This is a genomic window from Chryseobacterium lathyri, from assembly GCF_030812195.1.
In the GTDB taxonomy this organism is placed as follows: domain Bacteria; phylum Bacteroidota; class Bacteroidia; order Flavobacteriales; family Weeksellaceae; genus Chryseobacterium; species Chryseobacterium lathyri_A.
The window spans coordinates 94705-120844 of record NZ_JAUSSF010000003.1 but is presented as its reverse complement, the minus strand read 5'-3'; the positions used below and the strand labels follow the sequence as shown (position 1 = coordinate 120844).

27 protein-coding genes are annotated in these 26140 nt (G+C 37.6%); 11 read left to right on the top strand and 16 right to left on the bottom strand.

All coding sequences use genetic code 11. From position 1 onward, the window contains the following. The first annotated feature begins 3 nt into the window (after positions 1–3). Together J2T03_RS15730 and J2T03_RS15725 are read left to right on the top strand one after the other, a co-directional pair. Positions 4–768 (top strand): TatD family hydrolase, encoded by a 765-nt coding sequence (locus tag J2T03_RS15730; protein ID WP_307212461.1) that lies wholly within the window; start codon positions 4–6, stop codon positions 766–768. A gap of 9 nt (positions 769–777) precedes the next feature. Further along, complete coding sequence (locus J2T03_RS15725) at positions 778–1932, top strand: hypothetical protein (RefSeq protein WP_307212459.1); 1155 nt, start codon at positions 778–780, stop codon at positions 1930–1932. Positions 1933–2105: 173 nt separating this feature from the next. Here the strand turns inward: J2T03_RS15725 and J2T03_RS15720 are convergent, their stop codons facing one another. From J2T03_RS15720 to J2T03_RS15695, 6 genes are all read right to left on the bottom strand, one after another. After that, positions 2106–3401 (bottom strand): DEAD/DEAH box helicase, encoded by a 1296-nt coding sequence (locus J2T03_RS15720; protein ID WP_306843782.1) that lies wholly within the window; start codon positions 3399–3401, stop codon positions 2106–2108. 88 nt (positions 3402–3489) lie between these two features. Continuing rightward, on the bottom strand, positions 3490–3978 hold the full coding sequence (locus J2T03_RS15715; RefSeq protein ID WP_307212456.1) for a DUF6438 domain-containing protein: 489 nt from the start codon (positions 3976–3978) through the stop codon (positions 3490–3492). A 63-nt stretch (positions 3979–4041) separates the two neighbouring features. Then, positions 4042–4821: a hypothetical protein gene (locus tag J2T03_RS15710; RefSeq protein WP_307212453.1), complete on the bottom strand. Its 780-nt coding sequence runs from the start codon at positions 4819–4821 to the stop codon at positions 4042–4044. 15 nt (positions 4822–4836) lie between these two features. Continuing rightward, a complete protein-coding gene (gene obgE / locus J2T03_RS15705) occupies positions 4837–5820 on the bottom strand; it encodes a GTPase ObgE (RefSeq protein WP_307212451.1) in 984 nt (327 codons plus the stop codon). Positions 5821–5887: 67 nt separating this feature from the next. Beyond that, positions 5888–6466, bottom strand: coding sequence for an adenylate kinase (locus tag J2T03_RS15700; protein ID WP_307212449.1), 579 nt, complete (start codon positions 6464–6466; stop codon positions 5888–5890). Positions 6467–6591: 125 nt separating this feature from the next. After that, complete coding sequence (locus tag J2T03_RS15695; protein WP_223558909.1) at positions 6592–7146, bottom strand: phosphoribosyltransferase; 555 nt, start codon at positions 7144–7146, stop codon at positions 6592–6594. Positions 7147–7558: 412 nt separating this feature from the next. Here J2T03_RS15695 and J2T03_RS15690 point away from each other — a divergent pair, with 412 nt between their 5' ends. After that, the gene (locus J2T03_RS15690; protein ID WP_307212447.1) at positions 7559–9148 is read left to right on the top strand and encodes an ABC-F family ATP-binding cassette domain-containing protein; all 1590 of its coding nucleotides are present in this window, start codon (positions 7559–7561) and stop codon (positions 9146–9148) included. Positions 9149–9236: 88 nt separating this feature from the next. On the opposite strand, the gene J2T03_RS15685 is transcribed toward J2T03_RS15690, so the two are convergent. Together J2T03_RS15685 and J2T03_RS15680 are read right to left on the bottom strand one after the other, a co-directional pair. Further along, complete coding sequence (locus J2T03_RS15685; RefSeq protein ID WP_307212445.1) at positions 9237–10169, bottom strand: alpha/beta fold hydrolase; 933 nt, start codon at positions 10167–10169, stop codon at positions 9237–9239. A 180-nt stretch (positions 10170–10349) separates the two neighbouring features. Beyond that, positions 10350–11324 (bottom strand): hypothetical protein, encoded by a 975-nt coding sequence (locus J2T03_RS15680; RefSeq protein ID WP_307212443.1) that lies wholly within the window; start codon positions 11322–11324, stop codon positions 10350–10352. Between the two features lie 163 nt (positions 11325–11487). Here J2T03_RS15680 and J2T03_RS15675 point away from each other — a divergent pair, with 163 nt between their 5' ends. Continuing rightward, complete coding sequence (locus J2T03_RS15675; RefSeq protein ID WP_306843790.1) at positions 11488–12774, top strand: adenylosuccinate synthase; 1287 nt, start codon at positions 11488–11490, stop codon at positions 12772–12774. Positions 12775–12862: 88 nt separating this feature from the next. On the opposite strand, the gene J2T03_RS15670 is transcribed toward J2T03_RS15675, so the two are convergent. Further along, positions 12863–13909, bottom strand: coding sequence for an endonuclease/exonuclease/phosphatase family protein (locus J2T03_RS15670; RefSeq protein WP_306843791.1), 1047 nt, complete (start codon positions 13907–13909; stop codon positions 12863–12865). A gap of 167 nt (positions 13910–14076) precedes the next feature. On the opposite strand from J2T03_RS15670, the gene J2T03_RS15665 reads away from it, so the two are divergent. Both J2T03_RS15665 and gloA2 read left to right on the top strand, forming a co-directional pair. Beyond that, positions 14077–14517 carry a nuclear transport factor 2 family protein gene (locus J2T03_RS15665; RefSeq protein WP_307212440.1) on the top strand — a complete coding sequence of 147 codons (441 nt, stop codon included), beginning with the start codon at positions 14077–14079 and terminating at the stop codon, positions 14515–14517. A 72-nt stretch (positions 14518–14589) separates the two neighbouring features. Further along, positions 14590–14967 (top strand): SMU1112c/YaeR family gloxylase I-like metalloprotein, encoded by a 378-nt coding sequence (gloA2, locus tag J2T03_RS15660; protein WP_307212437.1) that lies wholly within the window; start codon positions 14590–14592, stop codon positions 14965–14967. A gap of 6 nt (positions 14968–14973) precedes the next feature. Here gloA2 and J2T03_RS15655 read toward each other — a convergent pair whose 3' ends face one another. Further along, positions 14974–15357: a DUF1634 domain-containing protein gene (locus J2T03_RS15655; RefSeq protein WP_306843794.1), complete on the bottom strand. Its 384-nt coding sequence runs from the start codon at positions 15355–15357 to the stop codon at positions 14974–14976. Beyond that, positions 15357–16187 (bottom strand): sulfite exporter TauE/SafE family protein, encoded by an 831-nt coding sequence (locus tag J2T03_RS15650; RefSeq protein ID WP_306843796.1) that lies wholly within the window; start codon positions 16185–16187, stop codon positions 15357–15359. Before J2T03_RS15650 ends, J2T03_RS15655 begins: the two co-directional genes overlap by 1 nt. Positions 16188–16272: 85 nt before the next feature. Between J2T03_RS15650 and J2T03_RS15645 the strand changes: the two genes are divergently transcribed. The 3 genes from J2T03_RS15645 to J2T03_RS15635 all read left to right on the top strand — a co-directional run bounded on the left by J2T03_RS15645 (position 16273) and on the right by J2T03_RS15635 (position 18480). Then, the gene (locus J2T03_RS15645) at positions 16273–16824 is read left to right on the top strand and encodes a DUF1543 domain-containing protein (protein ID WP_307212435.1); all 552 of its coding nucleotides are present in this window, start codon (positions 16273–16275) and stop codon (positions 16822–16824) included. Between the two features lie 41 nt (positions 16825–16865). Next, complete coding sequence (locus J2T03_RS15640) at positions 16866–17978, top strand: 5-(carboxyamino)imidazole ribonucleotide synthase (protein WP_307212432.1); 1113 nt, start codon at positions 16866–16868, stop codon at positions 17976–17978. Between the two features lie 307 nt (positions 17979–18285). Continuing rightward, the gene (locus J2T03_RS15635; RefSeq protein ID WP_306843801.1) at positions 18286–18480 is read left to right on the top strand and encodes a bacteriocin-like protein; all 195 of its coding nucleotides are present in this window, start codon (positions 18286–18288) and stop codon (positions 18478–18480) included. A 236-nt stretch (positions 18481–18716) separates the two neighbouring features. Here J2T03_RS15635 and J2T03_RS15630 read toward each other — a convergent pair whose 3' ends face one another. The 3 genes from J2T03_RS15630 to J2T03_RS15620 all read right to left on the bottom strand — a co-directional run bounded on the left by J2T03_RS15630 (position 18717) and on the right by J2T03_RS15620 (position 22584). Continuing rightward, on the bottom strand, positions 18717–20840 hold the full coding sequence (locus J2T03_RS15630; RefSeq protein ID WP_307212430.1) for a cation:proton antiporter: 2124 nt from the start codon (positions 20838–20840) through the stop codon (positions 18717–18719). A 6-nt stretch (positions 20841–20846) separates the two neighbouring features. After that, positions 20847–21413 (bottom strand): hypothetical protein, encoded by a 567-nt coding sequence (locus tag J2T03_RS15625; RefSeq protein WP_307212427.1) that lies wholly within the window; start codon positions 21411–21413, stop codon positions 20847–20849. 262 nt (positions 21414–21675) lie between these two features. Next, positions 21676–22584 (bottom strand): DMT family transporter, encoded by a 909-nt coding sequence (locus J2T03_RS15620; protein ID WP_306843806.1) that lies wholly within the window; start codon positions 22582–22584, stop codon positions 21676–21678. Positions 22585–22770: 186 nt separating this feature from the next. Here J2T03_RS15620 and purE point away from each other — a divergent pair, with 186 nt between their 5' ends. Then, the gene (purE, locus tag J2T03_RS15615; RefSeq protein ID WP_184158460.1) at positions 22771–23274 is read left to right on the top strand and encodes a 5-(carboxyamino)imidazole ribonucleotide mutase; all 504 of its coding nucleotides are present in this window, start codon (positions 22771–22773) and stop codon (positions 23272–23274) included. Between the two features lie 141 nt (positions 23275–23415). Here purE and yiaA read toward each other — a convergent pair whose 3' ends face one another. After that, positions 23416–23808: an inner membrane protein YiaA gene (yiaA, locus tag J2T03_RS15610; protein ID WP_034728978.1), complete on the bottom strand. Its 393-nt coding sequence runs from the start codon at positions 23806–23808 to the stop codon at positions 23416–23418. Positions 23809–24058: 250 nt separating this feature from the next. Further along, positions 24059–25375 carry an adenosylhomocysteinase gene (gene ahcY, locus J2T03_RS15605; protein WP_306843810.1) on the bottom strand — a complete coding sequence of 439 codons (1317 nt, stop codon included), beginning with the start codon at positions 25373–25375 and terminating at the stop codon, positions 24059–24061. 166 nt (positions 25376–25541) lie between these two features. Here ahcY and J2T03_RS15600 point away from each other — a divergent pair, with 166 nt between their 5' ends. Continuing rightward, the gene (locus J2T03_RS15600) at positions 25542–26072 is read left to right on the top strand and encodes a pyridoxamine 5'-phosphate oxidase family protein (protein ID WP_306843811.1); all 531 of its coding nucleotides are present in this window, start codon (positions 25542–25544) and stop codon (positions 26070–26072) included. The last annotated feature ends 68 nt before the right edge of the window (positions 26073–26140 follow it).

Sequence of the window (26140 nt, the reverse complement as noted above, 5' to 3'; positions counted from 1 at the left end):
ACAATGATTGATACACATACCCATTTATACGCTGAAGAATTTGATGAAGACAGAAAAGAGGCTATACAGAGAGCTGTAGACAAAGGAATTACAAAATTTTATCTTCCTGCCATTGATTCAGAATCTCATGAAAAGATGCTTCAGCTGGAAGCTGAATATCCGGAGCAGATTATTTCAATGATGGGGCTTCATCCGTGCTATGTAAAGCCTGAATCCTGGGAAAAAGAGCTTGATATCGTTAAAAATTATCTGGAAAAGATGGATTTTCCAGCAATAGGAGAGATCGGGATCGACCTTTACTGGGATAAAACAACGCTGGATATCCAGATTAAGGCTTTCGAACAGCAAATCGATTGGGCCATAGAAAAGGATCTTCCTATCGTGATCCATACAAGAGAAAGCTTTGATGAAACATTTGAGGTCCTGGAAAGAAAAAAACATCCAAGGCTTCGTGGAATTTTCCACTGCTTTTCAGGAGATCTGGAACAGGCTAAACGTGCTATAGATCTGAATTTTATATTGGGGGTAGGCGGAGTTGTGACATTCAAAAATGGAAAGATCGATCAGTTTCTGAATGAAATTCCTCTGGATAAAATCGTTCTGGAAACAGATTCACCTTACCTGGCTCCGGTTCCGCACAGAGGAAAAAGAAATGAAAGCTCTTACCTGGACCTCGTAGCCGGAAAGCTCGTAAATATCTATGGTAAGGATTTTTCTGAAATTGATAAAATAACTACGGAAAATGCAAAGAGAATTTTTTCCCGTTAACTTATTCATATGAATAAAATTTTAACCTCTACAAAAAACAGTAAAGTAAGCAGTTTAATGCTGTTTGCAGTCTATTTTGTGATTAATTTTTTATTTCTGACCAAATATGGTATCCGACAGTCATTTATACCCATGAGTATACTGATTGCTGTCTTTATTGCTGTTCATGTTTTCCTGTTTCTTGTAAGAAAGAATGAACTGTTGGTAAAAAAGATTAATGTAAAGCTTGTCTATGTTTTGACGGGGATTTTAGGAGTTGGGTATATTGCTTTATGCCACATCTTAAAAGATCCTTACCAAATGAATATAGACCGTTGGCAGACACTGGATTTTTCTTTAGACTACTGGATTCAAGGGAAATATATCTATAACACGCGGAATTTTATGGGGAATTTATCCTCATATCTTCCCGGGCAGCTTTTACTGGCTCTTCCTGCTTATCTTCTAGGAAATGTGGGCTATCTTCAGGTAGCTGCTTTTTTGCTGTTTTCGTACGCTGTTCTTCTGGAGTTTAAGAATAATCTGATCAGGTTCACGGCTATACTGATGTTGGGAATATCCCTGTCTTACATTTACGAAGCGGTCTGCAAGAGTGATTTTATTTCCTCTTTTATTTTCGTGGCCGCATTCATCCTTTTCTGGCACAGTAAGTTTAAAGGAGATTATTTTCAGAAACCAATGCTGTTGGGAGTGTGCCTGGGTATTTTATTTCTGACAAGGAGTGTGGCAGTTATTCCGCTGATTATTTTTTTACTCAAGCCTTTTTTAGCAACAGGTATAAACCGTAAAATAAAAACAGTTGCAGCATTTATACTGACTGTAGCCATATTACTATTGAGCGTTTTTTTTCCTGCTGAAAATCTTGACTACATTATACAACACAATCCACTGACGCTTCAGGGACAGAGCAATAAATTTGTCATGCTGGGTTTTCTGGGGGCAACTCTGGCGATGTCGTTTTGTGCAAGAACAATAAATGATGTATTCTACTTTTCGACATGTATTGTTTTTCTGGTGATGCTCAGTTTTGTACTGGAAAAGTATTTGCTTTCCGGATTTGGTTTCCAGCATAACCTTTTCTCAACTACCTATCTGGCAGCCTGTCTGCCTTTCAGCATTATTGCTTACTGCTTTTCAGTTCGGAAAGAAATAGAGAAAGTCTAAGTATTCAGATCAGTGAGTTTAAACATAGATTCTTAAAATATCTTATTTATACCAAGCCACTCATCTTTTTAATGTTTAAAATCGCAAAACACAAATTTGCCTGTCAGGGAACAATTGTTTTCTAGCTTGAAATCTCTATATAAAAAAAGCCCTTTCGTTGGAAAGGGCTTTTTTTATTTTTTTCTGGTGAAATTTTTATTCTTAGGTTTCTTGAAACTGGTTGGGGTGCTGCCTGCAGGTTTATTGTTATTATTCTGCGGCTTTGGTGATCTCGGGGGTCTTCTATCGCCACCGGCAGCCATAGGCTTGTTATTAGAATCTCTTTTTTGTGCTACAAGATCATCTGTATGGAAGGGATGGTCCTTTATAACAGGAATTTTCTTTCCTATAAGTTTCTCAGTATTCCTTAAATTTAAAAGGTCAAGGCTGTCTACAAAAGAAATTGAAGATCCTTCAGCTCCCGCTCTTCCTGTTCTTCCAATCCTGTGAACATAAGTTTCAGAAACATCGGAAAGTTCGAAGTTGATTACATATTTAAGCTCATCGATGTCAATACCTCTTGCAGCAATGTCTGTAGCGACCAGAATCCTTGTTTTTCCGGACTTAAAATTATTCAGGGCGTTCTGCCTTGCATTTTGAGATTTATTCCCGTGAATAGCCTCTGCAGAGATATTGTCTTTCTGCAGTTTCCTTGCAATTTTGTCGGCACCGTGTTTCGTTCTCGAAAATACCAGTACAGAATCTGCAATATCGTTCTCTAAAATATGGGAAAGAAGGTTCAGCTTATTGTCTTTTTCAACAAAATAAACCGACTGTTTGATCGTTTCTGCAGTGGAAGAAACCGGAGTAACTTCTACCTTCACAGGATTATTCAGGATAGAATCTGCCAGTTTCTGGATTTCAGAAGGCATTGTCGCTGAAAAGAATAAAGTCTGTCTTCTCTGCGGAAGAAGTTTGATGACTCTTTTTACATCATGTACAAAGCCCATATCAAGCATCCTGTCTGCCTCATCAAGAACAAAGATTTCGATATTCTTTAAGCTGATAATACCTTGAGCGATAAAATCCAGAAGTCTGCCCGGGGTTGCTACCAGAATGTCGATGCCTTTTCTTAAGGCGGCCTCCTGGTTTCCCTGCTTTACACCTCCGAAAATCACGAGCTGTTTTAACGGAAGGTATTTCCCGTATGCATTAATATTTTCCTCGATCTGTATGGCAAGTTCTCTTGTCGGCGTTAAGATCAGGGCTTTTATATGGTTATTTTTGGTCTTGTTTTTTGATAAATTCTGAAGAATAGGAATGGCGAACGCCGCTGTCTTTCCTGTTCCTGTCTGTGCACATCCTAAAAAGTCGCTGCCTTTTAAGATTTCAGGGATAGATCTCTCCTGAATGGGCGTAGGATTAGTATATCCCTGTTCTTCAATTGCTTTTGCAATAGGTTCTATTAAGTTTAGGTCTGTAAAATTCAAATGAACTGTTTTTTTTAATTTAAAATAAAATTCCCTCAATGTGAAGGAATTATACGATGCAAAGGTAGTCTAAATATTTTTAAACGGATTATTTTACTTTTGTCCACTGTTGATTATGTCTCAGTTCTTCAATGAACATATAAGTTTCTCTCAGTTTTTCACTTCCTCTTTTGCCGTAGTCTTCTATGTTTTTGGAAGTTCCGTCCGTAAAATTAATTCTAAGATATGACGTCGGAAGATCCGTAATATTTTTTGTTCCGTATTTGTCTTTCAGGTTTTTTACATCAAGACCATTCAGCAGGCTGACCAATTTATTATAATCTCCTTCTTTGATCACCCCTTGAAAAGTTCCTTCAAGCGATTTTGAAAATTCATCTTTCGAAAAATCTTTCGAGAAATTAAAATGTTCCGCTTCCAGTATGGCTGTCCTGTCCGGATTGATAGTCATCGTGAAGATAGGGCAGGATCCGAAGCATGCTCCCGCTTGATATTCAATTTTGGCATATTGGGAATCGGTTTTCTGGGTTGTGCAGGATAATAAAAATATAAATGCACAGAGACTTAATATATATTTCATTGCGGATGTTTTCTGGTTTCTTTCAATAATTGTTCCAAATGCAGAACAGTCTCGGTGTAGAAGCTATTCCAGAGATGAAACACAACAGCCTTTGGTGAATGATAATCTTAAAAGTACGGAGTCATTATTCATTGATTCATAATGCTTTGTCCTCTTTTTTGCAGAGCTGTAATGGGAATAGTTTTTTATTTCGCCTTTGTCAAACATGATTTTATTTTTGAAGAACAAAGGTTCCATATCATACAGGATATTGTTGTTGAAATCCTGATCACTATTGGTAACATCCAGTTCAATGATTCCCAGATTTGTTTTCCCTTTATTATTACGAATAAGGTTGTACTTGTAATGAGTCAGGTTATTTTCAGCTTTCTTTTCAACCAGTTCTAAAATCTGATCGGTTTTTACTTTTTTTCTTTTCCTTATTTCAGCAATTTCCGACTCCAAAGCAATATCACCTTTAAAATAATCAAAATTTCCAGGTTTAATATCTTTGCTTTCCTCCTTGATCAAAACAGGAAGTACAGGATTAGTTTCTTTGCTTAAATTATAGATAATCCCATTTCTGCTGTTGTTAAAATACAGGACAGTGAGATCCGTTTCATTCGTGTAATATTCTACAGTATCGCTCACCTCATTACTTGTTCCATGATCTTCTGCTTTATCGTAAGTAAATTTATACTTTAATCTTCTATTGAATTCATACTTAAAGAACGCCTTATGGTTTAAAGGAGCCGGCTCATCCTGTTTGGATGTTTCCATGAATGAAAAGCTGTCCTGAGCATAAGCCAGGGCAGGCAGCAGAAATGAAACAAAAATAACAGCACTCGCTGTTATTTTCTTCAATGAGTGTATCATCTTTTATCCGTGAAGTTTTTTCCAGACTGCGTCTTTCAGTTCTACAAGGCCTTCTCCCGTGACACCGGAGAAGAATAATGGTTTCCTGTTCTCGGGGAATTCGGCAGAAATTTCTTTTTTCAACTCATCATCCAGAAGATCGGATTTCGAAATAGAAATGATGAAATCTTTATCCAAAAGTTCAGGATTGTATTCCGTTAATTCATTTTCCAGAATTTTAAACTCCTGGAAATGGCTTTCAGAATCAGCCGGAATTAAGAATAATAAGATGGAATTTCTTTCAATATGTCTTAAGAATCTGTGTCCCAAACCTTTTCCTTCAGCAGCACCTTCAATGATTCCCGGAATATCAGCCATTACAAATGATTTGTAATTCCTGTAGTCCACTATACCAAGATTGGGAGTCAGTGTTGTAAATGCATAATTCGCGATCTTAGGCTTTGCAGCAGATACGGATGCAAGAAGCGTAGATTTTCCGGCATTTGGAAAACCAACTAGACCTACATCGGCCAAAATTTTAAGTTCGAAAACAACAAAGCCTTCCTCGCCATCCATTCCTGGCTGTGCATACCTTGGAGTCTGGTTGGTAGATGATTTGAAATGTTCGTTTCCTTTTCCTCCTTTTCCTCCCTGCATCAAGATAATTTCCTGCTTGTCTTCAAGGATTTCGCCGATAATTTCTCCCTCTTCATTTTTAGCGATAGTCCCAATCGGAACATCGATATAAATATCATCACCGTCAGCACCGGTTAGCTGATTTTTTGCTCCGTTTTCACCGCGATCAGCTTTTATGTGACGGGTGTATCGCAGTGGAAGTAAAGTCCATTCCTGGGCATTCCCTCTCATAATGACGTGTCCGCCACGGCCTCCGTCGCCTCCATCCGGACCACCTTTAGGAATATATTTTTCACGGCGAAGGTGGGCAGAACCAGCACCTCCGTGTCCGCTTTTACAATGGATCTTTACGTAATCTACAAAGTTAGACATATAGTTTGTGTTGCGGGTTGCGGCTTACGGGATTCGAATTTTTCCAATCCCGTACACCATATCCCGATTATTTAATTTTTTCGACTTCAGCGAAAAGCTTTTGGGAAATTTCGTCAATTTCTCCTACGCCGTTTACTTCAACATATTTTCCCTGTTGCTTGTAAAGTTCGGCAACTTCCGCTGTTTTAGTATAATATTCTTTAATTCTGTTTTCAATGATCTCTACATTGCTGTCATCAGATCTTCCGCTGGTTTCACCTCTTTTCAGAAGTCTTTCCACTAAAATTCTGTCTTCTACTACTAATGAAAGGCAGATGTCGATCTTGTCGTTCAGTTCTTCTGCTACAATTTTTTCTAATGCTTCCGTCTGGGCAGTAGTTCTTGGGTAGCCGTCAAAGATAAATCCGTTGGTATCCGTTGGTTTTCTGAGCTCGTCGATCAGCATATCCGTTGTTACCTGATCCGGAACCAGTTCTCCTTTATCGATAAAAGACTTAGCCAGTTTTCCAAGCTCCGTATCATTTTTCATGTTGTATCTGAAAAGGTCGCCTGTTGAAATCTGTTTTAAATTGAATTTTTCGATCAGGTTTTGAGCTTGTGTTCCTTTTCCACTTCCTGGAGGGCCGAACAGAACAATGTTTATCATAATGTTGATTCGCTTGCAGCCTTCAGCAATAGCTTTCAGCCTTTAGCTTTTTTAGTTAATATTTACTTTATTTCGATTTTAATATTTAAAGCTAATGGCTAGTAGCCAAAAGCTAGCAGCAATAATTAATGGTTGATCTGTCCCTCTTCCAGTTGATACAGATTCGAAAGGTTTCTTCCTAGTTCATCATAATCAAGACCATAACCAAGAACAAATTTATTGGGGATCTCTTTTCCGATATAATCCAGCTTGAAATCTTTTTTGTAAACATCAGGCTTTAGTAAGAATGAAGCCAGCTTTACAGATTTCGGGCGCTGTGTTTCCGTAAAATATTTGAATAGACTCTCAACCGTGTTTCCTGTATCCACAATATCTTCTACAAGAATAATGTGACGGTCTTTCACGTCCTTAGTCAGCTCCATTTTCTGGTAAACAATCCCCGTAGATTCTGTTCCTGCATACGAACTCATTTGGATGAAAGCAATTTCGCATTCGCCCGGATAGTATTTTAAAAGATCTGAGAAGAACATGATCACCCCGTTCAGAACTCCGATGAAAACAGGAACCTCGTCTTTGTAATCTTCATAAATCCTTAACGCTGTTTCTTTTACAATTTCCTGAATTTCGGCGTCCTTCAGATAAGGAACGAAAGTTTTGTCGTGAACTTTAATGCTTTCCATAAAAAATTTTAGTAGTCGGCAAAGTTACGGTTTTTTGGTTAAAATCTTTTCTACTTTTATTCCGGATTTAATAAACATATCATTTAAAAAGAATATCTTGAAATAATTCACCTTTTAAAACCTCAATTATATTACGCTATTCATGAAAATCTTAGGTTTATGGGGCCTTTGGGCAAAGGAAATTCTGATCTAATGAATTTGCCTATTGTAGAAATATTACCTTTTTTGTGCTTTTACCTTTGTTTTTTATATGAAGATTTTATGTTTTTAACCTGAAAAAAATGAATAATTAATAATTTGCTATCTTTGTATTTCAAACCCCCGATTATACATGTAGGATTCAGTTTCTTTCCGACTTTATCAAACAGTAGCCAAATGCTGCTGATGTTTAACTATTACTAAGAAAGAAATAATGATTTTACTGCAGAATATATCTTACGGGTTTCCGGAAGGGGATCTCCTTTTTAATTCAATCAATTTAACCATACAGCCTCATACCATATCGGCATTAGCAGGAAGCAACGGTATTGGGAAATCTACGCTCCTGAAGATCATTGGCCAAGAAATTCAACCTTTAGAAGGAAGTGTAACCGTTAAGGGCGATTTATACTTTGTTCCGCAGATGTTCGGAAATTTTGATCATCTGACTGTCGCAGAATGTCTTAAAATTGACAAAAAACTGAATGCTCTTCAAAAGATCATCAGTGGACAGGTGGATGAAGAATATTTTGAAATTTTAAATGATGATTGGGACATTGAAGAACGCTGCCGGAATGCATTAAGTTACTGGAAACTTGAAGATCTGGAATTACATCAAAAACTGGAAAACTTAAGCGGTGGACAGAAAACAAAAGTTTTTTTGGCTGGTATTCAGATCAGTCAGCCGGACATTATTATCCTGGATGAGCCTACGAATCATCTTGATCTGGAAGGACGAAATCTGTTGTATGATTTTATTGAAAAAACAAATTCAACGGTTGTGATTGTGAGCCATGACCGGTCATTGCTGAATTTGGTCGATACCATCTTTGAATTAAGCAATCAGGGGATTTCTTCCTATGGCGGAAATTATGATTTTTATACTGAACAGAAAAAAATAGAGCAGGAGGCACTTTATAATGATATTCATGCTAAAGAAAGGGCTTTGAAAAGGGCAAAAGAAAAGGAGCGGGAAACTATAGAACGTAAACAGAAGCTGGATGCAAAAGGAAAACAGAAACAGGAAAAATCCGGTGTAGCGAGAATTATGATGAATACACTACGGAATAGTGCTGAAAAAAATACTTCCAGATTAAAAGGTGTTCATGCTGAAAAAATCAGCGGTATTTCCGGCGATCTTCGCGATCTCCGTTCTTCACTGAAAAATTCTGATCAGATGAAAGTAAATTTCAACGATTCCGGTCTGCATTCCGGGAAAATTCTGATCAGTGCGGAGAATATTAATTTCAAATACGGAAATGAAAATCTCTGGAAAGATAATCTCAGTCTTGAGATCAGGAGTGGCGACAGAATTTCTATCAAAGGCTCAAACGGATCGGGGAAAACGACTTTGATAAAACTACTGCTGGGAGGTTTACAACCAACTCTTGGGAATATTTCGAGGTCAGGTTTTAATACAATTTACGTGGACCAGGAATATTCTCTGATCGGGCAGGAAACAAGTGTCTATGATTTTGTGCAGCAGTTTAATGACGGTGCGATGCAGGAGTCTGAAGTGAAAACTCTGTTGTCCCGATTTCTGTTTGGAAAAGAAACCTGGGATAAGAAATGCGGAGTGCTGAGCGGAGGAGAGCGCTTGAGGCTGCTTCTCTGTGCACTTTCTATAAGCAGTAAAGCTCCTGATATGATTATTCTTGATGAACCTACGAATAATTTGGATCTGCAGAACGTAGAAATTTTAACCGCATCTATTAAAGATTATAAGGGAACATTGTTGGTGATTTCGCATGATCGGCTGTTTCTGGAAGAAATTGGGGTGGATAGAGAGATTACTTTGGATTAAATAGAAGTATTAAGACCTGATGACCTTATGCTCGCGCAGATTTTGCTGATTGAGCAGATGTTTTTGTTTGTATTTTGGAGGATTATATTTACAAATGCTTTAGAATCCACTGGTATATTTCATTGAAGATATCTTCTCTGATTTCCTCATTTAATATTTCGTGGCGCATTTCGGGATAAATTTTCGTACTTACATCTTTAAATCCATCTTGTTGTAAATGAGTGACAGTTTGCAGCACGCCCTTACTGAAATCTCCTATCGGGTCATTCTGTCCACTGATAAACAAAAAAGGGAAAGATTTTGAAATTGTGTTTGCCCAGTTTCTTGTGGTAGCTTTTTTGTAAATACTGAACAAGGCATAAAAAGCATTATTGGTAAAAGGAACTCCGCAAAGCTCATCTTCGGCAAAAGCTTTTCTGTTGGCCGGATTCAGGCTGAGCCAGCTTGTGTCACTGAAATCAGGATCTTTCTTGAAATGCTTGTTATTGACAATGTTGAAAAGAGTATTGAGATAAGCCGGATGATGTGGTGCTATTTTATTTGCTAACGAAAGATAGCCTTTTATCAGACTGATGCCGGCCAGGGGACCTCCTGTTCCTGTAATAACAGCTCCGGTAAACTGGCTGCCGGCTCTCTGAAGAAGACATCGTGTAACAAATGATCCCATGGAATGCCCAAGAACAAAATGAGGTACATCAGAATATTGTTGGTGAAGATATTTACTCATTGCTTCAGCATCTGAAATAAGTTTTTCATCGGGTTGGTCCAGCTGGAAAAACCCGATGTCTTTTTTATCTTTCACCGATTTTCCGTGTCCCAGATGATCATAGGTGAGTACGGCAAGTCCCCGGTCTGCAAAATAAGCAGCGATTTCAGCATATCTTCCGCTGTGTTCCTGCATGCCGTGAATGATGAGTAGAGTAGCTTTTACGGGAACTGCATCAGGCGTGAAGAGGGTATGGAAGAGTTTTGTTTTGCTGGTTGGGGTTGGAAGAAGGTAGGATGATTCTTGTGATACCATATCGGGCTGCCTTTATTATTTCAGTAGACAATCAAATGTACGGAATTAATAAACCTCATTTAAGATCATCAAACACTTTTCTGATGATTTTAAATCTATTCATCTAATCTTGTTGCTTTGGGTAAATATTCTTTAAGAATTTGCTTTTCTTAATCTAAACCTTAATTTGAGAAGGTTGATTTATTTTTCAAAAGGGATGTTTTTATCTTTACAATATTTCTCAATTTCAGAGTCATTTGAAAAATATTTATCACAAAACTCATTCAATTCTTTTTCTGCGCCAGTAATATATTTTTCACTTGCTGTTAATAATTTTTCTGTTTGTTCTATGAAATTTTCAAACTCTCTGTTTATTTTACAAAGTTTGTCAATTGTTTTAAAATCTAAATCGCGGTAGATAGCTGGAAATAATATTTTACTTTGATAAGGATTTGCATTTAATTCAATAATACCAATACCAAAAGACTGATTTAGTCTAGACATTTCTTCATGTAAATTATCGCTAAACTCAAAAGCTACCAAAAATCCGTAGTTAGCCCAGCTGGAATTTGAAACTGCTTGAAAGTAAGCTTTTTTAAGTTCACTATCACTATTAATTTCCCTCTTTAATTCATAAGAGCTTAATTTAAAAGTATCTACACGATTTATTGATTTAAGAAAATTTTGACTAGCTTTTGTTTGAAGATTAAGAAATTTTATTCCAACCATATCTGGATGGGTCCATATTTGATTACTATCTTTTCCATTAGATTGCTCGTGAAAAATAGTTTTTGAAAATGTTTCGGTATTTTTTAAGAAACTACTTAAAAGTTTATGTAAATCTCTTTCTTCGTAAACTTTTGCTTTTATTTTGATCTCTTCGTTTATAACAGTAGGTGGAGTAGTATATTCATCATTTAAAATTTCAACTTCAATTTGTTGTTCGTTTTTAGTTAAGTAATAATAATAGATTCCATTAGATTTTTTAATTCTTTTAACTCTGGAATCTCCACTTCTTATATAATCTCCAAGTTGTGCAGAAATTGTAGAGGCGGGAGTTTTTCCTTTTAAAAATTCATAATATTTTCTTTCTACCATGTGATTGAGCACTTCCACATTATAAACAGGAATTATTAAATCTTCAAGACTTTTTAAAATAGCTTCTTTTATTGTCATTAGTTTTTTTCATAATTTATTTTCAAATATAATATATTTTAATGGCAAAATTTTAAACACAATCACATGATTTCCACCCCACCCATAAAATAAATTTCTCTCATAATTTGCCCACCCTATTTTTAAAAAGTAATTTTGCATGAATCTAAAATAAAAGTAAAATATGTCAACTTACGTAGTTGTAGGTCTTCAGTATGGAGATGAAGGTAAAGGAAAAATCACGGATGTTTTATCGGCTAAATCGGATTATGTTGTTCGTTTCCAAGGAGGAGACAACGCTGGTCACACGGTTTATGTAGGCGAAGAAAAATTTGTACTTCACCTTCTTCCTTCTGGTGTACTGCAGTGCAAAGGGAAGTGTATCATTGCTAATGGAGTAGTGGTAAACCCAAAATCTTTCATTAAAGAGGTTGGCCAGATCGAAAGCAAAGGCTTGAGAACTGACCACATTTTTATCAGCAGAAGAGCGCATGTGATCATGCCTTACCACATTCTTTTGGATACGTACCGTGAAGAGGAACATGGAGGAACTCAGATCGGGACTACAAAAAAAGGAATCGGGCCATGTTACGAAGATAAGATCGCAAGAATTGGGATCAGAATGGTAGACCTTTTAAATCCTGAAATCTTAAGAGACAAAATTGAGAAAAACTTAAAAGTTAAAAACTCTCTTTTTGAAAAATATTACGGAAAGCCGACACTTGATGTAGAAGAAATTTATAACGAATTTTTAGCCATCGGAAAACAGCTTCAGGACAGAATCGTAGACACAGAAGTTGAGCTGAATGAAGCGATCAGAGACGGTAAAAATGTTTTATTCGAAGGAGCTCAGGCATTGATGCTGGATATCGACTTTGGAACATATCCGTACGTAACTTCATCTTCTCCGTCTACAGGAGGTGTTTGTACAGGAGCTGGTGTTCCACCGACTTCACTTCAAAACCTTATCGGTGTTGCCAAAGCCTATTGTACAAGAGTAGGAAACGGGCCTTTCCCCTCCGAACTGGATAACGAATTAGGAGAAAGTATCAGACAGATTGGTGGTGAATTTGGAGCTACAACCGGCAGACCGAGAAGAACAGGCTGGTTAGACCTTGTTTCTTTAAAACATGCTTGTATGATCAACGGAATCAATAACCTTGTTATCACAAAGCTAGACGTTCTTACAGGAATTGAAAACTTAAAGATTGTAACCCATTATAAAACTGAGGACGGGAAAATTATCGATTATTTCACTTCTTCAACTGAGAAATTATACAACTACGAGCCAATTTATCATGATTTACCGGGATGGAACGAAGATCTTACAAAAGTAAGAAGCTATGACGAACTTCCGGATAACGCTCAGAAATACATCGAGTTTATTGAGGAGTATTTGGGAATCAATGTATATTTGGTTTCTGTAGGTCCTGAAAGAAGCCAGAACATTATCAGAAAAGAATTATTCTAATATTTTAGAATACAATATAAACAAGAAAGAGACTGTCACATGATGGTCTCTTTTTTCATAGATGAATTATCGGTTTTGTCAAAAGTATTTATCCTTCCGTTACTACTTCATCGCGGTTGCCGTCTTCTTCCTTTCCTTCCTGTATCATTTCTTCTGCCTCCGCTTTCTCTTCCTGAGTAGCTTCCTGAATCTGCTCTTCCTGTTCATCATTATGATGGTCTATGAAAAATTCACAATACACCGGAAGGTGGTCTGAACCGAAATTTTCCAGGGTTTTAAGCTCTTTGATAAAAATATCCTCACTGTGGAACATCAGATCGATAGGGAATCTCAACAGGCGGTATCTGGCGTGAAAGGTAGACACAAAGGAACGCCCGATTCTGGGGTCAATCAAATGGCTCGTTTTTCTAAATAATATGGATGATTTTGACCATGCTACATTATTAAAGTCTCCCACAACAATCACCGGCTCATGAATATCCTTTACCCGTTTTGCTGCACTTAAAAGATCACCGTCTCTTTCTTTTGATGTTTCCTCTTCAGTAGGACTTGGCGGAGGCGGGTGCACTCCGAAAAATACAAATGAAAAACCATCTTCGGTTTTTAGATGTACTTCAATACTCGGAATATCATCAGCCACAAAATAATGAGTCTGTGCACTTTTGATCTCAATTTTAGAGTAGAAATGCATTCCGTAGGTATTTTCAAGAGTTACTTTATGCTGGAACGGATAATCTTTTTCAAGCACCTTCATAGCCTGTTCCCAATCTCCATTGCTTTCCATAGTCATAAAGACTTCGGGCTTGTACTTTTTAATAAGGCTGATAAATCGGCTATATTCCTTATTGAACTGATAGACATTGGCGGAAATAAAATGCAGCCTTTGAGAAGATTCATGTTGTTGCCTGTGCTTTTTTACAGGATAAAGCGGAGTATATTTTACAAGCGTGACACCATGATGAACAAACAGTAAGAGTAAAAGACCCTGTCCATACCAGAAGTGCTGAGGATGATCAATCAGGAGACCTACAATAAAAGTAATAACAACGATATATGTGATCTGGATCTTGCCAAATTCCGGAACCCTGAATATCCAATGGGAATTCTGAATTTTAGGCAAGAGTGTCAAAAGCACAAGCAATCCGATTAACGACAAATAAATACCCCACATAAAATTTAATCAACGGATAAAAATAGTTTATTTTTTATACAATTCAAATCAATTCACTTTTAGGCTGTGTTAATTTAATGGTTTATTATAATTTTTCCTACTTTTATGGTGTCAGATTAATTAACCCCCATATGAATAAATTTGTTGCATTCACTTTGGTTTTCTGTGCATTCTGTTTCGGGCAGCAGAATCAGGAAATAGAAAAACCGATCCGTAATTTATTTTCAGGGATGAAAAATGCAGATCCAGAGCTGATGAAATCTGCTTTTGCAGAAGGAGCCATTCTCCAGAGCATTGCTAAAGACGGAACAGTGAAAAACGAAAACGTACAGGAATTTATCGCCTCTGTTTCCAAATTTTCAAAAGATGACCTTGATGAAAGAATTGCCATTGATGCTGTACATACAGATGGTGGGCTTGCCAGCGTTTTTACCCCTTATTCTTTTTTCTTTAAAGGTAAATTCTCACACTGCGGGGCGAACAGCTTTCAATTGATTAAGCAGCAAAATGACTGGAAAATTCAGTACATCATCGATACCAGAAGAAAAGAAAACTGCAGAGAAATAAAATAAGAAGAAACCGAATCTGATTTTCATTTCCGGAAATTTATGGAGGATATGAACAGAAGAATTAAAACATGTAAAATGAAGATCCATCACATTGCCATTATATGCTCAGACTACGAAGTTTCAAAGAAATTCTATACTGAAGTTTTAGACCTTACTATTATCCGTGAAGTTTACCGTGAAGAAAGGCAGTCGTATAAACTTGATCTCGCGATCGGAGATCATTACGTTATTGAACTCTTCTCATTTCCTGATCCGCCGCCAAGACCTTCCCGCCCCGAATCCTGTGGTTTAAGGCATCTGGCGTTCTCTGTAGAAAATATCGGAATCAAAAGGAATGAGCTCATAGCCAAAGGTCTTACCTGTGAAGACATCCGTATAGATGAATACACCGGAAAAGAATTTTTCTTTACCCAGGATCCGGACCAGCTGCCGCTGGAATTTTATGAAATGTAAAATTAATTAGTGAGCGTAACCGGTAAAGAAACTAATGGCCATAATAGCCAGTACTATTGAAGAAATGACTACATACACGTAGTCTTTTTCTTTTAAATAGCCTATCAGTGCAAAAATAATCCTAACCAGAGGCGTAAAGATCAGCAGCAGTATTCCCAGCTGGATAATGGCCATACCTTCTCCTTTGCATAAAGAATTCCAAAACATTGTCCATACCTTTTCAGATGACGAACCCATGTCCAGGGAAGTATATTTTTTAGGCATTTTAAAGCCTTCCATAAAAAGTTTGATAAAACCGATTAATGATGTTGCGACTGATAAAATAACGCCAAGTCTCAGAAGATTTCCTACTGAACGGTTCAGGTCCACATCTGTAAAATTCTTTCTCATTATCTGAAACTTTTATTGATACCGTTATACATCATATATACTGATAAAATAGTGATCACAATCGCAAAAAATACTTTTAGTTTCTTCGTTTTGGATACCATCAGGGTTTTTGAACCTATAAAACTTCCTACTACAACACCAATAAGTACCGGAGCCACAATGACAGGAATGATCTCGCCTCTTTGAAAGTAAATCAGAGCACTGGCCACAGCCGTTACACCGATCATAAAGTTACTCGTGGTCGTGGAAACCTTAAACGGCAGCTTCATCATATTGTCCATTGCCAGAACCTTCAGTGCGCCGGAACCGATTCCTAAAAGCCCGGACATGGCACCGGCAAACAACATCATTAAGAACCCCGAAACCGTATTTCTTGCAGAATAGCTCTTTAAAACCCCTTTATCCGGAAATGTTCCGTACAGTTTCAGCTTTTCTTCAAGGCTTCCTTTTATCAAAGGTTCCTGGTGATCAGGTTTTCCCTTAAGGTTGATAATAACTGTCAATAAAAGGATACTGGCGAAAATAATTCCGATGGTATTTGGATTAAGCATTCCGGAAACCAATGCTCCGATAATAGCTCCGGCAGTGGTACCGATTTCCAGAAACATGCCTATTCGCATATTCGTAAAACCTTCTTTAACAAAAGCTACCGCAGCACCCGAAGATGTACCGATCACAGAAATTAAAGAAGCACCAATGGCATAATGCATCGGGACACCGAAACCCAGCGTCAATAAAGGAATAATGATAACTCCTCCTCCCAAACCTGTAAGTGAACCCAAAAGACCGGCGGAAACTGCGCCGAGAAACAGAATGATGATTTCTGACATGCTACAAATATAAAACTATTGTAGTACTCTGCCAAACGTTTAAAAAAGATAAATTTGACGTATTTTTGCAGCTATGAAAACTGAAATGAAATTATTTTATATCATTCTCGGTGCAACGCCCAAAGGCAGGAATATCGAGCAGCATGACGTTTTTTTCGGGATCGCAGAAAATCTTAAAGATCTCGTTCCCGATATGAAAGATTTCTGGAAAGAAGCAGAAGGAAAGATCCATGTGGACTGTTATCAGGAAGTGAAATTTGCAGACGGATACGAGGTGAAGATCGTTGAGAAAACAGATCAGCCATCTGAAGACCAGTTGTATTTCCTTAATTTAGGGGGATACAAGAAAGGTTTTTTTGAAGAATTTCACGAACAGCACCTGATGGTAGGAAAATCAATGGGAGAAATTATCAAAAGAGCAAAGGCAACAGAATTTTATGCAACGATGGGCTTTGAAGGAGCTGTAAGTCATATTGATGATAAGCACGGTGTTGATATTGATGATATCTTCAATGTCAATGATATTCTGCCGGAAAAAATGAAAGAAAAATACTCCATTATCCTGACGAAATCTGATGTGGAGAATCAGGAAAATACAATAGGGCTTGGATATTTAAAGATTGATAAAATTCAATAAAAGGTTTCCATTAAAAATCTAATAGAAAAATAAAAGTAAGAATGAAAATAGGAATTTTAGGAGGCGGACAGCTCGGAAGAATGCTGATACAAAGCGCCCTGAAATACGACGACCAATTTTATACACTGGACCCTGCTTCCGATGCACCGTGCAGCAGTATCTCCCATTTTACCCAGGGGAATTTCAATGATTATGATACGGTACTGAACTTCGGGAAAGATAAAGACTTGGTAACCATCGAAATAGAGCACGTAAATGCCACTGCTTTGGCCGAGCTTGAAAAGCAGGGTGTAAAAGTAGTTCCTAGTGCTGCCATTATTAAAACCATTCAGCAGAAAATCCTCCAGAAAGAATTCTACAAAAAATACGATATTCCAAGTCCGGAATTTGAAGTGATGGACGGAAGTTCTGACGAAATTAAAATGATGTTACCATTTGTGCAGAAAATGAATACGGGAGGATATGATGGAAAAGGAGTTCAGGTAATCCGCACAGCAGAAGACATGAAAAATTTTTGGGTACAGGATTCTGTGATTGAAAAACTGGTAGACATCGACAAAGAACTTTCTGTAATTGTTGCAAGAAATGAAAATGGCGAAACCAAAACTTTCCCCGTGACCGAAATGGTCGCAGATCCTAAATTAAATTTGTTGGATTTCAACATCTGTCCTGTATTTTTAAGCGATGATATCCAGAAGCAGATCGATTCTATTACTGAGAAATTTCTGAATGCAGTAAATTCGCCGGGACTTTTTGCTATTGAACTATTCCTGGATAAAAATGGAAAAGTATGGGTGAATGAAACCGCTCCAAGGCTGCATAATTCAGGTCACCAAAGCCAGGAAGGAAATACTAATTCCCAGTTTGAGCAGATGTACCGCGTTGTTAAAAATCTGCCACTGGCGGACACAGATGCTTTCACCTACAGTGGAATGCTGAACCTTGTCGGAGCAGAAGGACATGCCGGAAAAGTGATCTACGAAGGAATGGATGATGTTCTCAAATTACCGAAAACCTACATTCATCTCTACGGAAAAACCGAAACCAAACCTGGAAGAAAAATGGGACACATCAATGTGCTTGCTGATTCCAGAGAAGAGCTGATGGAAAAGCTGGTGAAGGTGAAAAGCATGGTAAGGGTTATTGCTGAATAAAACCTAAGATAAAAGATAAAAGATAAAAGAGCTGTAAGATCATTGCAGCTCTTTTTATGTATTCCAATCCATCCGCTTCATCGAATATTAAAAGCCTTCCCATTTATTCCCAACCATTAATAATTTACAATGCTTTGTTATATTTCCGAATATTACATTAGACTGTGAATTGTGTCTAGTTATAAAATTATTTTACTTTTTTATGTGATTTTTATAAAAAAATATATTGAAATTAAAATAAAACATGTATTTTCATAACAAGAATCCTAAAGTAAAGAAGTAGGATAAACATCAAATATTATTTACTATGAAAAACTTAAAAAAAATTTCAAGAGAATCTTTAAAATCTGTAAAAGGAGGAATTACTCCGGAGTGTGCACAATGGTGGGGTTCAGGACAGCCCTATTATACAAGTCAGTCAGCGTGTCTTCAATCTCCAGGCTTTGACCCGGAAAATAATTTTGGGTGTCATAATGCTTGTGGACGTTGGTATGTAATGTAATAAAGATATCTCTTTGATAACTACAGCCGGAAGATTTTTCTTCCGGCTTTTTATTTAATATCACTTTTATTTACCTTTCAAAAATCTTTTTTTCGAATTATCTTCCAGCAATACTTCTTTGTATCTCCATTTTCCCTCATACTCACATCGTATTTTCATGAACTATCCTTGAAAATTAAAACATGAGCAAGTAAAACTGTTTTATTTGCCGTCAGTAATTTTTTAATTAATTCCTATCATTTAAAAATCTTCTGGATCACATTGCCGATCTCCACAAAATCACCATGATTGCCTACAGACCGTATTTCCGGGCTGTTTTCATTAAACTCTGAAAATGGGAAGATCAATAGATAATTATTATCATTTAAATATTTGTTCAATAGTTCCGGAATAAGCCTCATTCGGGGAATATAGGACTTCATTCCGCGTTTAGCCATCAGGACAATCAGTGCTTCATCTTCTTTTAGCTTTGCAGCTGTTTTTTCACCGTCCTGCCACGTGCTCATAATGATAAATTCAGCTTCTATATTGGCTTTTTTAACGATCTTCTGAAGAATATCCAGAATATTTTCCGGAGCATAAAAAACTACACTGGCACCGGAATTTCTTGCAATATTCCATACCCTTAGAAGCGCATGGAAAAATCCTGCTTCCTTATGGGCATTTTCCGGGATCATCACAGCATATTTTTTTATCGTGGAGAGTGGCTGTGCTGCATGATACACCAATACATTAACATCATCATTCTGAAGATATCCGCTGTAAAGATTGTAAACAAAAGAAGGGGAAAAACCTTTCTCGTCTTCCAGCCCGATGATAAGATCTGTAATATTCTGTTCCTTAATGACATTTTTAACCCCATTGATCACATCATTGTCATATCTTTTAAGAGCCTGAATTTTAACGTCAGCTGCTGCTGCGGCATCAGTGGCCTGATGAAGTAGTTTTTCAGCATTTTTCACTGAAGATTCATTTTTATCTTCATTAATAACATTTAAAGCAAACAGATTTTCTGTATTGGAATGGGCCTTTATCAAAATACCCAGATTCACCATTCTTTCTACAGTTTCTTCGTGGTTAATAGCCAGAAGGATATTTTCCTCTTCATGACTGTTACCGGAAACCGTATCTTCATTGTCATTTTCTGCAATTTTTTGGGCGCTTGCCATTGAAATAAATGAAGAGATCGTACAGGAAATAAGGATCAGAAGAATACTTCCATTCAATACGTGCTCATTCAGCAATCTTACTGGCTCACCGGTCTCCGTTTCAGAAAGAATAATATTGTATCCTACCATTACAGAGGCTAATGTTGCTGCTGCAGAAGCAGAACTCAGTCCGAAAATAAGCTTTCCTTCCTCTTTGGACAGCCTGAACGTCTTCTGTGTCATTACGGCTGAAATATACTTCCCTCCAATGGATGCAACAAGCATAATTCCCGCTACTTCCAGTGTTTCCCAGCTTTTAAAGAAAACTTTAAAGTCGATCAGCATTCCTACACTGATCAGGAAGAACGGAATGAAGATGGCATTTCCTACAAATTCTACTCTGTTCATTAAAGATGAGGTATGCGGAATGAGCCTGTTTAGGGCAAGTCCGGCAAAAAATGCCCCAATAATGGCTTCTACTCCGGCAAGCTCAGCAAGCATCGCTGCCAGATAGATCATGACAAGGACAAAAATATACTGTGAAATCTTATCATCTACCTTTTTGAAGAACCAACGTCCTATGATCGGAAATACAATCAGGACAATCAAGGCAAAAACAATAAAGGAAACAGATAGTTTAAGCCAAAATTCCGTACCTACATCACCCTGTGACATTCCTACGATCACGGCAAGTACCAAAAGCGCCAGAATATCGGTAATCATAGTTCCTCCAACAGTAATGTTCACCGCTTTATTTTTGGCAATTCCCAGTTTACTGACTAACGGATAGGCAATCAGTGTATGCGAGGAAAAAAGACTGGCAAAAAGAATAGAGGTCAGTATAGAGAAATGCAGCAGATAGTAACCGCCAAGATATCCCAGAACGAACGGGACAGTAAATGTGTAAATTCCGAAAGTAAGGCTTTTCCACTTATTTTTTTTAAAATCGCCCATGTCGATCTCTAATCCGGCAAGAAACATGATATAAAGAAGACCTGTAGTTCCCGTTACAACAATGCTGCTGTCCCTTGCCAGCACATTAAAACCATTTGGTCCTATTACTGCCCCGGCAATGATAAGGCCCAGCAGATGCGGAACTTTGATTTTGTTCAGTAGCAGGGGAGCGGCAAGGATAATAATCAGTACCAACAGGAATTTTAGGACCGGATCTTCTATAGGAAAACTCAGATTGTGTATACTCAGTAAAATCATAGGTGTTTATTTTGTGGAGCGCACCAATTCGACGGAAAATTTGGCTGTACAGCCGTTGTCGGCAATAATGGTTCTTGTTCCTTTAAGCTTGGTATCGGAAATATCATTAAGCAGGACATTCATTTCTACTTTTTTTTGAGAAGTGGAATCTGTCCTGAAATTAAGCCTGATTTCATTATTCTCAAATTTGCCGGAATAAACCCTTACCAGGTTATTGTTATTGATAATTTTTGCGGACAGATGGATAGAATCACTGTCGAATTCCCAGGTATCTGTACGTTGGTCACCCACCACATAATCACTACAGTTAGATTCTGTACAGATGACTTTTCCTGTCCACGGGCCCGAAATCTTTTCCGGCCATAAAGCGATCTTAACGGAATCTTTTTTTGCAAAAATACTGTCCCTCATTTTTAAAAGTGATTGATACTCAGATTCCTTTTGAGCGAATATTTTTTCTTTTTCGAACAGCTGTTTTTCTCTTTCTGTAATATTTTTTTCTTTTTCCTTATAATCACAGCTGATCAGGAGAAATGAGCAGGCAAGAAGAATAAAAAATGTGTTTTTAAGCATATTGTCAGTGTTGGTGTAAACAATATAGGGAAAAATAAGGAAAATATAAAATTTACCGGTTCATATCAATTTAAATGCGAAAAAAAATTACACTGCTGAAATCAATATTCAATAGAAATCAGCAGAATTTCAGGATGTCTTAAAATTCTGTATATGAGTTCCACACAATTGATTTTTTAAAGATATCGATGGGTTTATTTTTATGTTTTCGGTAATGCTGAATTTTTTTATTTCTCAACTAATTTGGAATATCGGCATTTTGTTATTGCTCTATTTTCTGTTTTTTGAACATTTGCGGATTATAATTAATGATAAATACTCCCAGTATAATCAGTACGGCCGCTATGATGAATTTAACACTGATGTCCTCATTGAGAATCAGCCAGCTTAAAAATATGGAGATGAGGGTGTTGATATAGGCAAGTATCGATATCTGCACCGGTGACACCTTTGTTAATGCATAATGAAAGGCAAAAAATGCTGCTACAGAACCAAAAACAGCCAGATAAAGCATCGCAGAGATACTTTTTATGCTCCAGTTTTCAAAATTATAATGGTCTGAAAGCAGAAATGCAAAGATAATCTGTACAATCCCGGCAAACAGAAACTGGTAAAACAGATTCAGAAAAATATTGCCACTCTGGATATTCATTTTTTTCGTAAAGATTGTTCCTGAAGCCCATCCTGCAATAGCAATAAACAGAAACAGAATGCCTAAGGCATAATCCGGGTTTTTAAGGTCATGAATGCCATCCCAAAATATGAAAACAATCCCACTGAAACACATGATGACACCGATAAAAGCTCTTGGATGGAACTTCTGGAGCCCTAATGCCAGGCTTCCCATGAAAACAAGAATAGGTGAGCAGGCACTGATCAGGGATGTCAGGCTGCTGGTAACCTCTTCTTCGGCTACCGTTGTCATTCCGTTCGCAATAATCAGCATTAATGACGAAAAAATGAGCTGGTATTTCAGGTCCTTCCAGCCAATCCATTTAAATTCTTTCCTGTACAGGAGAATGAGAAGCATAATAATGGCGGCCAGAAACTGGCGGATCCCGGCTACAAACCATGCAGGAATAGTTTCCACTGCTACCCGGATCGACAAAAAGGTAGTTCCCCATACAATGGCAACAGTTAATACTGCAAAAGTAAGCTTATAGTCTTTCAAATCTATAGGTATAAAAGCAAATATATCTTAAATAAGACTTATCTCATGGATACAGATGCTATGATTTATAGTGATACAGATGGAAAATTTAGGCCAAAATACGTGTGCCGCTTATTTTTTATGGGATAAGATATTGTAATGGCAGGTTTTAATTTTTTATCTTTGACAATCTAATAAAAATTGAAGATGGTAGGAATTATAATGGGCAGCCAGAGCGATCTGCCGATCATGGAACAGGCTGCAAATTTTTTGAAAAGCCTGGATATTCCATACGAACTGACCGTAGTTTCGGCACACAGGACACCAGAGAGAATGTTTGACTATGCGAAAACGGCTAAGGAAAGAGGCCTTAAAGTGATCATTGCAGGAGCAGGAGGAGCAGCGCACCTTCCGGGAATGGTAGCCAGCTGTACCACATTACCGGTGATTGGTGTTCCGATCTTGTCAAGCAATTCTATTGATGGTTGGGATTCTGTACTGTCTATCCTTCAAATGCCGGGTGGAATTCCTGTGGCGACGGTAGCTTTAAACGGAGCTTTGAATGCAGGGATTTTGGCTGTAAAGATCCTCGGGAGTGCAGATGAAGCGATCGCTGAAAATCTTCAGAAATATCAGGATTCTTTGAAAGATAAAGTCCTGGGAACAGTTGATGATATTAAAGCTCAGCACCCGAATCAATATGATAAGTAATATAATTGTAAATAGTCAATTGTGAATAATGATTGGATTTGCTGTCTTTCTTATAATGGAAAGTAAGGTGAATGACTTCTTTTTCATAAACTAAAATATTATAAAACAAAAACGCTCCGAATACTGGAGCGTTTTTTTTATTTATTCCTGGGCCATATTGTCCCGTGTATTTTTCTGAACGGAAATAGCGCCAAAAAGAGCGAGGAGAAATGCAAATGCATAAAATCCTTTTTCACTCGGAAGTATAGTGGCATTCCAAAGTCCTATCGCCAATAAGACAATGGAGGACAGCGTTGCAAACCAGCAGATCCCATAATAAATATCTGTTACCGGGATATTTTCCAATCGGTCACGGACAGCTTTTTGCAGAGAAACTACGGCAAACAGGCCATAAAGAAGGATGGTAAAGTAATACCCTTTTTCATTCAGAAGCATTTCTGCTCTGGCAAGCCCTACGATGAAGCCTATCATTCCTGCTCCTAATGCTACCCAAGACGCGGCTACGAACGCATTTGATACTCTTTGTTTTTTCATTAATTAACTGTTTTTGTTTAAGGGACTAAATATATTCATTTTTTCTAAACTTAACAGTTCATGGTGCCAAAATATGGGTAAAATACGGATAACTGAGCGACTGGGAATTCATTAGCCCGATAGTAGCGGTTACCCCACAGCTTGCTTGGCCTTAGCTTTGTGCGAGGAGTAAGAGTGGATAGCGGGAAATAGCTGCAAAAAAAATCCCACTATATTAAATAATGGGATTGTATATAGATTGAAATACATCTTAATATCTGTAATACTCAGGCTTGAATGGCCCTTTTACATCTACACCAATATATTCAGCCTGTTCCGGAGAAAGAGTTTCCAGTTCAACGCTTAATTTTTTAAGGTGTAAAGCTGCTACTTTTTCATCTAAATGCTTTGGAAGCATATAAACTTCATTTTTGTAAGCAGCAGAATTGTTCCACAATTCAATCTGAGCCAAAGTCTGGTTAGAGAAAGAGTTAGACATTACAAAACTAGGATGTCCTGTTGCACAACCCAGATTTACCAATCTACCTTCAGCAAGGATGATAACTTCTTTACCGCCTTCTAATGTGTAGATGTCTACTTGAGGTTTAACTTCAGATTTTGTATGACCGTAGTTTTTGTTTAACCAAGCCATATCGATTTCATTGTCGAAGTGACCGATGTTACAAACGATCGCTTTATCTTTCATTTTAAGGAAATGCTCTCCTCTTACAATGTTGAAGTTACCTGTAGTGGTGATGATGATATCAGCGTTGTCTACAACCGTATCCAGTCTTTTTACTTCGTAACCGTCCATGGCAGCCTGAAGTGCACAGATTGGGTCAATTTCAGTAACGGTAACAATAGAACCGGCTCCTCTGAAAGATGCAGCAGTACCTTTACCTACGTCTCCGTATCCGCAAACGACCACTCTTTTTCCAGCAAGCATAACGTCTGTAGCTCTTCTTACAGCATCTACTGCAGATTCTTTACATCCATATTTGTTGTCGAACTTAGATTTAGTTACAGAATCGTTTACGTTGATAGCAGGCATTACTAAAGTTCCGTTCTTCATTCTTTCATACAACCTGTGTACACCTGTAGTGGTTTCTTCAGAAAGCCCTTTGATATCTTTTGTGAATTCAGGGTATTTATCGAAAACCATGTTCGTTAAATCTCCACCGTCATCCAAGATCATATTCAGTGGTTTTCTGTCTTCACCGAAGAATAAAGTCTGCTCAATACACCAGTCAAATTCCTCTTCATTCAGACCTTTCCAGGCATAAACCGGAATTCCTGCAGCAGCAATAGCAGCGGCAGCGTGATCCTGAGTAGAGAAAATATTACAAGAAGACCAGGTAACTTCAGCTCCTAAAGCCACCAATGTCTCAATAAGCACAGCTGTTTGGATGGTCATGTGAAGGCATCCGGCAATTCTTGCGCCTTTTAAAGGTTGAGATGGTCCGTATTCTTCACGGATAGACATCAAACCTGGCATTTCTGCTTCGGCAAGGGTAATTTCTTTTCTTCCCCATTCTGCTAGGGATATGTCCTTTACTTTGTAAGGGATGTATTGTGTTGTAGTACTCATATGTAATGAATAAGTTTAAATTCAGTTGATAATAAAATGCAAAATTACAATTAATAATTAAGATAAAAAAACGGCAGGCAGGGTTAGATTTTATGAGATTATACATGATTTAATATTATTTAGTCTTAATATAAATAACTACTTTTGTTCAGATAAATTTTATACTATGAATCATACAAATACTCAGGAAGATGCCAATAGAAAGGCAAAGCCGGTTGCTCCAAAAGTAAAGGAACTGATAGAACGTGCCAAAAGTTTGATTTTGGCTACAGTAGACGCGGAAGGAACTCCTAATTCCAGTTATGCACCTTTTGTACAGGTAGGCAATACATTATATATTCTGGTGTCTTTTATGGCAAGACACACCAAAAATCTTGCGGACGGCAGAAAAACTTCAGTAATGTTTATCGAAGACGAATCTGCAACCAAACAGATTTACGCCCGTGAACGTCTCACCATCGAGGCAGCAACTTCCCAGATAGAGAGAGATTCTGAAACCTGGAACACGGTTGTCGCTAAGCTTAAAGAAAATCACGGAAAAGTAGTGGACGTCATTGCTGAAATGAAGGATTTTATTCTTATTGCCCTACAGCCTGTAAAAGGATCTTATGTGAACGGGTTTGGAAGTGCTTATTTTGTAGATGAGAATCTTGAAATTATTGAGCATAGAAATGATGTAAACCATCAGTCGAAATAAATATAAGATAAGGATAGAAAGAAGATGGAAGTTTAACTTCCATCTTCTTTCGTTTTGCCCCATCATGC

Bases quoted from the DNA above. Each gene is read 5' to 3' on its own strand.
- J2T03_RS15730 (WP_307212461.1), top strand. From the start codon at position 4: ATGATTGATACACATACCCATTTATACGCTGAAGAATTTGATGAAGAC.
- J2T03_RS15725 (WP_307212459.1), top strand. From the start codon at position 778: ATGAATAAAATTTTAACCTCTACAAAAAACAGTAAAGTAAGCAGTTTA.
- J2T03_RS15715 (WP_307212456.1), bottom strand. From the start codon at position 3,978: ATGAAATATATATTAAGTCTCTGTGCATTTATATTTTTATTATCCTGC.
- obgE (WP_307212451.1), bottom strand. From the start codon at position 5,820: ATGTCTAACTTTGTAGATTACGTAAAGATCCATTGTAAAAGCGGACAC.
- J2T03_RS15700 (WP_307212449.1), bottom strand. From the start codon at position 6,466: ATGATAAACATTGTTCTGTTCGGCCCTCCAGGAAGTGGAAAAGGAACA.
- J2T03_RS15695 (WP_223558909.1), bottom strand. From the start codon at position 7,146: ATGGAAAGCATTAAAGTTCACGACAAAACTTTCGTTCCTTATCTGAAG.
- J2T03_RS15690 (WP_307212447.1), top strand. From the start codon at position 7,559: ATGATTTTACTGCAGAATATATCTTACGGGTTTCCGGAAGGGGATCTC.
- J2T03_RS15685 (WP_307212445.1), bottom strand. From the start codon at position 10,169: ATGGTATCACAAGAATCATCCTACCTTCTTCCAACCCCAACCAGCAAA.
- J2T03_RS15680 (WP_307212443.1), bottom strand. From the start codon at position 11,324: ATGACAATAAAAGAAGCTATTTTAAAAAGTCTTGAAGATTTAATAATT.
- J2T03_RS15675 (WP_306843790.1), top strand. From the start codon at position 11,488: ATGTCAACTTACGTAGTTGTAGGTCTTCAGTATGGAGATGAAGGTAAA.
- J2T03_RS15665 (WP_307212440.1), top strand. From the start codon at position 14,077: ATGAATAAATTTGTTGCATTCACTTTGGTTTTCTGTGCATTCTGTTTC.
- gloA2 (WP_307212437.1), top strand. From the start codon at position 14,590: ATGAAGATCCATCACATTGCCATTATATGCTCAGACTACGAAGTTTCA.
- J2T03_RS15655 (WP_306843794.1), bottom strand. From the start codon at position 15,357: ATGAGAAAGAATTTTACAGATGTGGACCTGAACCGTTCAGTAGGAAAT.
- J2T03_RS15650 (WP_306843796.1), bottom strand. From the start codon at position 16,187: ATGTCAGAAATCATCATTCTGTTTCTCGGCGCAGTTTCCGCCGGTCTT.
- J2T03_RS15645 (WP_307212435.1), top strand. From the start codon at position 16,273: ATGAAATTATTTTATATCATTCTCGGTGCAACGCCCAAAGGCAGGAAT.
- J2T03_RS15640 (WP_307212432.1), top strand. From the start codon at position 16,866: ATGAAAATAGGAATTTTAGGAGGCGGACAGCTCGGAAGAATGCTGATA.
- J2T03_RS15635 (WP_306843801.1), top strand. From the start codon at position 18,286: ATGAAAAACTTAAAAAAAATTTCAAGAGAATCTTTAAAATCTGTAAAA.
- J2T03_RS15630 (WP_307212430.1), bottom strand. From the start codon at position 20,840: ATGATTTTACTGAGTATACACAATCTGAGTTTTCCTATAGAAGATCCG.
- J2T03_RS15625 (WP_307212427.1), bottom strand. From the start codon at position 21,413: ATGCTTAAAAACACATTTTTTATTCTTCTTGCCTGCTCATTTCTCCTG.
- purE (WP_184158460.1), top strand. From the start codon at position 22,771: ATGGTAGGAATTATAATGGGCAGCCAGAGCGATCTGCCGATCATGGAA.
- yiaA (WP_034728978.1), bottom strand. From the start codon at position 23,808: ATGAAAAAACAAAGAGTATCAAATGCGTTCGTAGCCGCGTCTTGGGTA.
- ahcY (WP_306843810.1), bottom strand. From the start codon at position 25,375: ATGAGTACTACAACACAATACATCCCTTACAAAGTAAAGGACATATCC.
- J2T03_RS15600 (WP_306843811.1), top strand. From the start codon at position 25,542: ATGAATCATACAAATACTCAGGAAGATGCCAATAGAAAGGCAAAGCCG.